Annotated in this window: 4 protein-coding genes and 2 pseudogenes; 2 read left to right on the forward strand and 4 right to left on the reverse strand. The window is 69.1% G+C overall.

Translation table 11 applies throughout. The annotated features are described in order from the left end of the window. Positions 1-158: 158 nt before the first annotated feature. A complete protein-coding gene (locus x551_RS26430) occupies positions 159-1352 on the forward strand; it encodes an ATP-binding protein (protein ID WP_036231657.1) in 1194 nt (397 codons plus the stop codon). A gap of 19 nt (positions 1353-1371) precedes the next feature. Here x551_RS26430 and argJ read toward each other — a convergent pair. From argJ to x551_RS05785, 3 genes and pseudogenes are all read right to left on the reverse strand, one after another. Continuing rightward, positions 1372-2600 (reverse strand): annotated as a pseudogene (gene argJ / locus x551_RS05775) (bifunctional glutamate N-acetyltransferase/amino-acid acetyltransferase ArgJ). Between the two features lie 22 nt (positions 2601-2622). Beyond that, the gene (secA, locus tag x551_RS05780) at positions 2623-5379 is read right to left on the reverse strand and encodes a preprotein translocase subunit SecA (RefSeq protein ID WP_011830327.1); all 2757 of its coding nucleotides are present in this window, start codon (positions 5377-5379) and stop codon (positions 2623-2625) included. A 222-nt stretch (positions 5380-5601) separates the two neighbouring features. Continuing rightward, positions 5602-6600, reverse strand: a complete 999-nt coding sequence (locus x551_RS05785) for a M23 family metallopeptidase (RefSeq protein WP_036231655.1) — start codon at positions 6598-6600, stop codon at positions 5602-5604. Positions 6601-6616: 16 nt separating this feature from the next. On the opposite strand from x551_RS05785, the gene x551_RS05790 reads away from it, so the two are divergent. Further along, positions 6617-6934 carry a hypothetical protein gene (locus x551_RS05790; protein WP_011830329.1) on the forward strand — a complete coding sequence of 106 codons (318 nt, stop codon included), beginning with the start codon at positions 6617-6619 and terminating at the stop codon, positions 6932-6934. Positions 6935-7016: 82 nt separating this feature from the next. Here the strand turns inward: x551_RS05790 and x551_RS05795 are convergent. Beyond that, positions 7017-7248 (reverse strand): annotated as a pseudogene (locus tag x551_RS05795) (lipoprotein-releasing system ATP-binding protein LolD); the annotation flags it as partial.

Here is a 7248-nt window from a genome sequence, read left to right on the forward strand (position 1 = left end):
CTTCGTCAGCGGCCACGCGGACGAGCAGCGTGCGCAACAGTGGCTGGCGGCCGGCGCCGCCGATGTCGTCCCGAAGGACGCACTGTGGCGGCTGGCGCCGGCGTTGCGGCACCCGCTGCTGCAGGCCGACCGCGATCGACTGGCCTGGCGCGCGCGGCATGGCGCTGCTGGTCGACATCGTCAAGCAACTCTCGCTGGCGCGCAGCGTGGAGCAGATCATGGCCATCGTGCGCCACGGCGCCCGCGAGCTGACCTCGGCCGATGGCGCCACCTTCATCCTGCGCGACGGCGACCTGTGCCATTACGCCGACGAGGATGCGATCGAGCCGCTGTGGAAGGGGCAGCGCTTTCCGATGTCGGCCTGCGTCAGTGGCTGGGTCATGCTCCAGCGCACGCCCGCCGTCATCCCCGACATCTACCAGGACCCGCGCGTGCCGGTCGACGCCTACCGCCCGACCTTCGTGCGCAGCATGGCGATGGTGCCGATCCGCAGCGAGTCGCCGATCGGCGCCATCGGCAACTACTGGGCACGCCCCTACCGGCCGAGCACCGACGAGGTGTCACTGCTGCAGGCCCTGGCCGACACGACCTCGGTCGCGATCGAGAACGTGCAGACGCTGCAGGAGCTGGAGCACCGGGTGCAGGAGCGGACCGCTGCGCTGCGCGAAGCCAACGCCGGGCTGGAGGCCTTTTCCTACAGCGTCGCCCATGACCTGCGGGCCCCGCTGCGGGCGATCAGCGGCTACAGCGGTCTGCTCGCCGACCATCACCGTTCGCAGCTCGATGCGGAAGGCCAGGGCTTCCTGGACCGCATCGGCAAGTCCGCACGGCGCATGGAAGCGCTGATCGACGACCTCATCAAGCTGGCGCATGTCGGCCACGGCGACGTACAGCACCGCACGATCGACATCGGGCAACTCGCCCACGAGATCGTGGGCGTGCTGCGCGAGCAGAGTCCACGGGCCGGCATGACGGTGCGCATCGCCACCGGTCTGAAGGTCGTGGGCGATCTGGGCCTGCTGCGCGTCGTGCTGGAGAACCTGCTGTCGAACGCCTGGAAATACACCCTCCGGCGCGACGACGCGCTCATCGATCTGCAAGGCGCCCCAACGGCCGACGGTCAGCTCGTCTGCCAGGTTCGCGACAACGGCGTGGGCTTCGACATGACGGCGGCCGAACACCTGTTCGAACCGTTCAAGCGCCTGCACGGCGACGTCGAGTTCGCGGGCACCGGCATCGGGTTGGCGATCGTGCGCCGCGCGATCCACCGCATGGGCGGGCGGCTCTGGGCCGAATCCGAGAAGGACCGCGGGGCGACCTTCTACTTCGCACTGCCGCTGGGCCGCGGCTGACGTCGCTTCGGACGAACGCTCAGCTGCGGTAGTCGGCGTTGATCGTGACGTAGTCGTGCGAGAGATCGCAGGTCCACACGGTGGCATGGGCCGCCCCGCGGTGCAGATCGACCCGCACGGTGATCTCGCTCTGCTTCATGACGCGCTGGCCGTCGGCCTCCTGGTAGGCGGGATGGCGACCGCCCTTCGTCGCGACGTGCACGTCGTCGAGGTGGAGGTCGATCAGCGACTGGTCGAGGTCGGCGATGCCCGCATAGCCCACCGCGGCGAGGATCCGGCCCAGGTTGGGGTCGCTGGCGAAGAAAGCGGTCTTCACCAGCGGTGAATGCGCGATCGCGTAGGCGACCCACCGGCACTCCTCCTTCGAGCGGCCGCCGTCGACACGCACCGTGATGAACTTCGTCGCACCCTCGCCGTCGCGCACGATCGCCTGCGCGAGCTGCTGCGACACCGCGATCACTGCCTCGCGCAGCGCTGCACCTTCGGGCGACTCGAGTGCCGTGATCTCGTCGTGCGCCGCCTGGCCCGTGGCGACCAGCACGAAGCTGTCGTTGGTGGACGTGTCGCCATCGATGGTGATGCGGTTGAAGGACCGGTCAGCCGCCTCGCGTACGAGCGCCTGCAAGGCGCGCGGTGCCACCCTGGCATCGGTGGCCACGAATCCGAGCATCGTCGCCATGTTGGGACGGATCATCCCGCGCCCTTGGCGATGCCGGTCACCGTCACCGTCCGGCCGCCGATCTGCAGCTGACGCGACGCGGCCTTGGGCAGGGTGTCGGTGGTCATGATGGCCTCGGCGGCGGCCGGCCAGTTGTCGGCCCGGCAGTCGGCCAGCGCCGCCGGCAGCCCGGCCTCGATGCGGTCGGTGGGCAGCGTCTCCATGATCACGCCGGTCGAGAACGGCAGCACCTGCTCCGGCGCGATGTCGAGCCGGCGGGCCAGCGCCACGCAGGTGGAGAACGCGCGCACCAGCCCGTCCTCGCCGGTGCCGGCGTTCGCGTTGCCGGTGTTGACGACGAGTGCCCGCACGCCGACGGCGGCCTCCAGGTGTTTGCGGCACAGTTGCACCGGCGCGGCGCAGAAACGGTTCTGCGTGAACACCGCCGCCACCGCAGAGCCCTCTGCCAGCTTGAACACGCTCAGGTCACGCCGGCCCGCCTTGCGCACACCGGCCATCGCGATGCCGATCTCGACCCCCGGCACGGGATGCAGGTCGGCGGCGTTCGGGGCGACGAGATTCACGGGCATGAGGCTCTCCGGGTCGCTGCGATCAAGCCAATCGGCCGTGACACTGCTTGTACTTCTTGCCGCTGCCGCAGGGGCAGGGGTCGTTGCGTCCGGCGCGCGGCACCTCGGCCATGCGGTTCGCCACCTCGGTGGCCGGATCGGCCTCGACCGCCACGCCACCGTCTTCGGTGGGGTGCGTGTAGGTGAGGTTGCTGATGGCCTCGGCCTTCTCCTCCAGCGCCTCGGCCGCCTGCGTGACTTCCTCGGTGCTGCGGATACGTACCGTCATCAGCAGGCGGGTGACGTCCATCTTCACCGTGTCGAGCAGGGTCGAGAACAGCTCGAAGGCCTCGCGCTTGTACTCCTGCTTCGGGTTCTTCTGGGCGTAGCCGCGCAGGTGGATGCCCTGGCGCAGGTAGTCGAGCGCTGCGAGATGCTCGCGCCAGTGCGTGTCGATCGACTGCAACAGCACCGCGCGCTCGAAGCCGGAGAACTGCTCCTCGCCGACCAGCGCCACCTTGCCGGCGTAGGTCTCGTCGGCGGTCTTGGCGACCATCTCGACCAGATCCTCATCGGTGATCGCGTCGCTCTTGTCCACCTGCGCGGCGATCGGCACGTCGAGCTGCCATTCGTCGCGCAGCACCTTTTCGAGGCCGGGGATGTCCCACTGCTCCTCGACACTCTCGACCGGCACGAAGGTGCGCACCACGTCGGTCATCGCACCACGACGCAGGTGGGCGATCTGGGCGCCGAGCTCCTTCGATTCGAGGATGTCGTTGCGCTGCTGGTAGATCACCTTGCGCTGGTCGTTCGACACGTCGTCGTACTCGAGCAGCTGCTTGCGGATGTCGAAGTTGCGCGCCTCGACCTTGCGCTGCGCACCCTCGATGCTGCGCGAGACGATGCCGGCCTCGATGGCCTCGCCATCGGGCATCTTCAGGCGCTCCATGATCGCCTTGACACGGTCGCCGGCGAAGATGCGCATCAGCGGATCCTCGAGCGACAGGTAGAAGCGCGAGGCGCCCGGATCACCCTGACGGCCCGAACGGCCGCGCAGCTGGTTGTCGATGCGGCGCGACTCGTGGCGCTCGGTGGCCACGATGCGCAAGCCGCCCGCCGCCTTGACCTGCTCGTGCAGGCCGGCCCATTCGTCCTTGAGCTGCTGGATGCGGCGCAGCTTGTCGTCGGCCGGGATGGCGTCGTCGGCCTCGATGAACTGCACCTGCTTCTCGACGTTGCCGCCCAGCACGATGTCGGTGCCGCGGCCGGCCATGTTGGTGGCGATGGTCACCGCCTTCGGCCGGCCGGCCTGGGCGATGATCTCCGCCTCGCGGGCGTGCTGCTTGGCGTTGAGCACCTCGTGTGGGAGCTTGTACTTCTCGAGCAGCTTCGAGATCAGCTCGGAGTTCTCGATCGACGTGGTGCCCACCAGCACCGGTTGGCCGCGCTCGTAGCAGTCCTGGATGTCCTTGACCACCGCCTCGTAGCGCTCGCGCGAGGTCTTGTAGACCAGGTCGAGCTCATCGCGGCGCTGGGTCGGCTTGTTGGGCGGGATCACCACGGTCTCCAGACCGTAGATCTCCTGGAACTCGTAGGCCTCGGTGTCGGCCGTGCCGGTCATGCCGGCGAGCTTGCCGTACATGCGGAAGTAGTTCTGGAAGGTGATCGAGGCCAGCGTCTGGTTCTCGGCCTGGATCGGCACGCCTTCCTTGGCTTCCACCGCCTGGTGCAGGCCGTCGCTCCAGCGCCGCCCGGTCATCAGGCGGCCGGTGAACTCGTCGACGATGACGACCTCGCCGTTCTGCACCACGTAATGCTGGTCACGGTGGTACAGATGGCGCGCGCGCAGCGCCGCGTACAGATGGTGCATCAGCGTGATGTTGGCGGCGTCGTACAGGCTCGCCCCCTCGACCAGCAGACCGGCCTGCGCGAGCAGCGCCTCGGCGTGCTCGTGTCCCGCCTCGGTCAGCACCACCTGGTGGGTCTTCTCGTCAGCGGTGAAGTCGCCGGCCTCGATCACGCCCTCGCCGGTGCGCGGATCGGCCTCGCCGATCTGCTTCTTCAGCAGCGGCGCGACCGCGTTGATGCGCAGATAAAGCTCGGTCTGGTCCTCGGCCTGGCCGCTGATGATCAGCGGCGTGCGCGCCTCGTCGATCAGGATCGAGTCGACCTCGTCGACGATCGCGAAATTCAGCGAGCGCTGCACCCGGTCGGCCACCTCGGTGACCATGTTGTCGCGCAGGTAGTCGAAGCCGAACTCGTTGTTGGTGCCGTAGGTCACGTCGGCTGCGTAGGCAGCCTGCTTGGCCTCGCGCGTCATCTGCGGGCCGTTGACCCCGACCGTCAGCCCGAGGAAGTTGTACAGCCGTCCCATCCACTCGGCATCGCGCCGCGCGAGGTAGTCGTTGACCGTCACCACGTGCACGCCCTTGCCGGCCAGCGCGTTCAGGTAGACCGGCAGCGTCGCCATCAGCGTCTTGCCTTCGCCGGTGCGCATCTCGCCGATCTTGCCGTTGTGCAGCGTCATGCCGCCGATCAGCTGCACGTCGAAGTGGCGCATCTTCAGCGCCCGCTTGCTGCCCTCGCGCACGACGGCAAAGGCCTCGGGCAGCAACTGGTCGAGCGTCTCACCGTCGGCCACGCGTTGCTTGAACGCCTCGGTCTTGGCCCGCAGTTCGTCATCCCCGAGCTGCTCGAACTGCGGCTCGAGGGCGTTGATCTGATCGACCACGCGCCGGTACTGCTTGAGGAGCCGTTCGTTGCGGCTGCCGAAAATCGAGGTGAGAAGCTTGGGCAACATGCGGGGAATCGGTCGATGAGGGGTGAAGCGGCCCGCAACGTGGCGAGCACAGCAACCGCCGGGCCATCACGCCACGCCACAGTGCAGCCCCGGGCTGCAAGCAACTGCGGATGGCACTCCGGAATACAAGAGCGGCGCCCGTTCGGCGCCGCACTCAGCCCAGAACTCTACCACCCGCCCCGGGATGCCCCACCCTAGCGACGGGGCTTCCGGGCCGTCGTGTCAGCGGGCCTCCGCCGTGCGGTTCGCAGCCCGAGCGACATTGCCCGCAGGCAGCCGGGAAGCCTGCGCCAGGAACTTCGCCGGATCCTGCGGCGCGCCGTCAACCAGCACCTCGAAATGCAGGTGCGGCCCGGTCGAGCGGCCGGTGCTGCCGACCTCGGCGATCTTCTGGCCGCGACGGATCAGGTCGCCGGGCGCCACCAGCAGCCGCGCCGCGTGGGCATAACGCGTCACCAGGCCGTTGCCGTGGTCGATTTCGACCGTGCGCCCGTAGGCGGGGTGGGTCTCGGCGCTCATCACCACGCCGCCCGCCGCCGCCAGGATGGCGGTGCCGGTCTCGGCCGGGAAATCCAGGCCGGTGTGGAGCGCACCGCGGCCGGTGAAGGGGTCTGTCCGGAAGCCGAAGCCCGAGCCCACCGGCCCATCGACGGGGGCCGAGCTCGGCACCATCAGCGCCCGCAGGCGCGTCTCGAGCAGGCGCGACTCGACCAGCGTGAACACGTCGCTGTGGCGGTCGGCCCCTTCATCCAGCGCGGCGATCGCCTGGTTCAGCTGCGCCAACGACGGCGATTCGACCGGCACATAAGGCCCGCCCCGCCCGCCGCCAACGGCCGCGCCGGCGGGAACCGGCGCCGCCGGACGGTCGAGGCCGCGGAAATCCTCGGGCTTCAGGCCAGCCAGCCCGGAGACCCTCTCGCCCATGGTCTCGAGCTTCATCAGCTTGGCCTGCATCTCGCCGACCTTCGAAGCCATGGCGTCGAGGTTCTCGCGCATGAAGCGGTCGCGCTGCGCGATCTCGTCACGCACCACCAGCTTGACCACCTGGCTGACCACCGGCCAGCCCTCGCGCGCGGCCTTCAGGAACACGAAGTGGTAGATCGCGCCCGACAGCGCCAGCAGCAGCCCCACGAGGAAGGTTCCGACGATCGCCAGCTTCCAGGCCGGCAGGTCGAGCACGCGGGTGCGTGCGTAGCGGCCATGGGTCACTATGATCTGCATACGGTCTCCTTCATCCATGGCCCTGCATCCCAACTCCAGCCTGCCCGTCGCGCTGCCGATCGGCGATGCGCTGGCGCAGTCGGAGCCGCTCGTGCGGCTGCAGGCACTGCTGCGCGAATCGAACGCGCGTTTCGACGTGATCCGCCCGCTGCTGCCCGCGGCGCTGGCCGTTCAGGTGCGGCCGGGCCCGGTGGACGAACAGGGTTGGGCGCTGCTTGCGGGCAACACGGCCGTGGCGGCCAAGTTGCGGCAGTTGCTGCCCCGTTTCGAGGCCGCGCTGCAGCAGCAGGGCTGGAAGGGTAGCGCGATCCGCATCCGGGTTCAATCGAGTTGATCCGGCCCAGCCGGTACCAGTGCACGCCCGGGCCGGCGACGGCCGGCGACTGTGCAACAGCCTGTGTGCTCGGGCCTGAACGTCAGGCCTGCAGCGTGCCGCGGTCGAGCCGCACGCGCCGGTGGCAGCGCGCCGCCAGCGCGTCGTCGTGCGTCACCATCACATAGGCGGTGCCCTGGGCCTGCGCCAAGTCGAGCATCAGTGCGAACACACCGTCGGCGGTGGCGCGGTCGAGATTGCCGGTAGGCTCGTCGGCCAGCACGCAGGCCGGCCGCGTGACCAGCGCCCGGGCCACCGCGACGCGCTGGCGCTCG

Source organism: Methylibium sp. T29 (assembly GCF_000576205.1).
In the GTDB taxonomy this organism is placed as follows: domain Bacteria; phylum Pseudomonadota; class Gammaproteobacteria; order Burkholderiales; family Burkholderiaceae_C; genus Methylibium; species Methylibium petroleiphilum.

Coding starts and splice junctions, on each gene's coding strand:
- x551_RS26430 (WP_036231657.1), top strand. CDS start 159: ATGGCGCTGCTGGTCGACATCGTCAAGCAACTCTCGCTGGCGCGCAGC.
- secA (WP_011830327.1), bottom strand. CDS start 5,379: ATGTTGCCCAAGCTTCTCACCTCGATTTTCGGCAGCCGCAACGAACGG.
- x551_RS05785 (WP_036231655.1), bottom strand. CDS start 6,600: ATGCAGATCATAGTGACCCATGGCCGCTACGCACGCACCCGCGTGCTC.
- x551_RS05790 (WP_011830329.1), top strand. CDS start 6,617: ATGGCCCTGCATCCCAACTCCAGCCTGCCCGTCGCGCTGCCGATCGGC.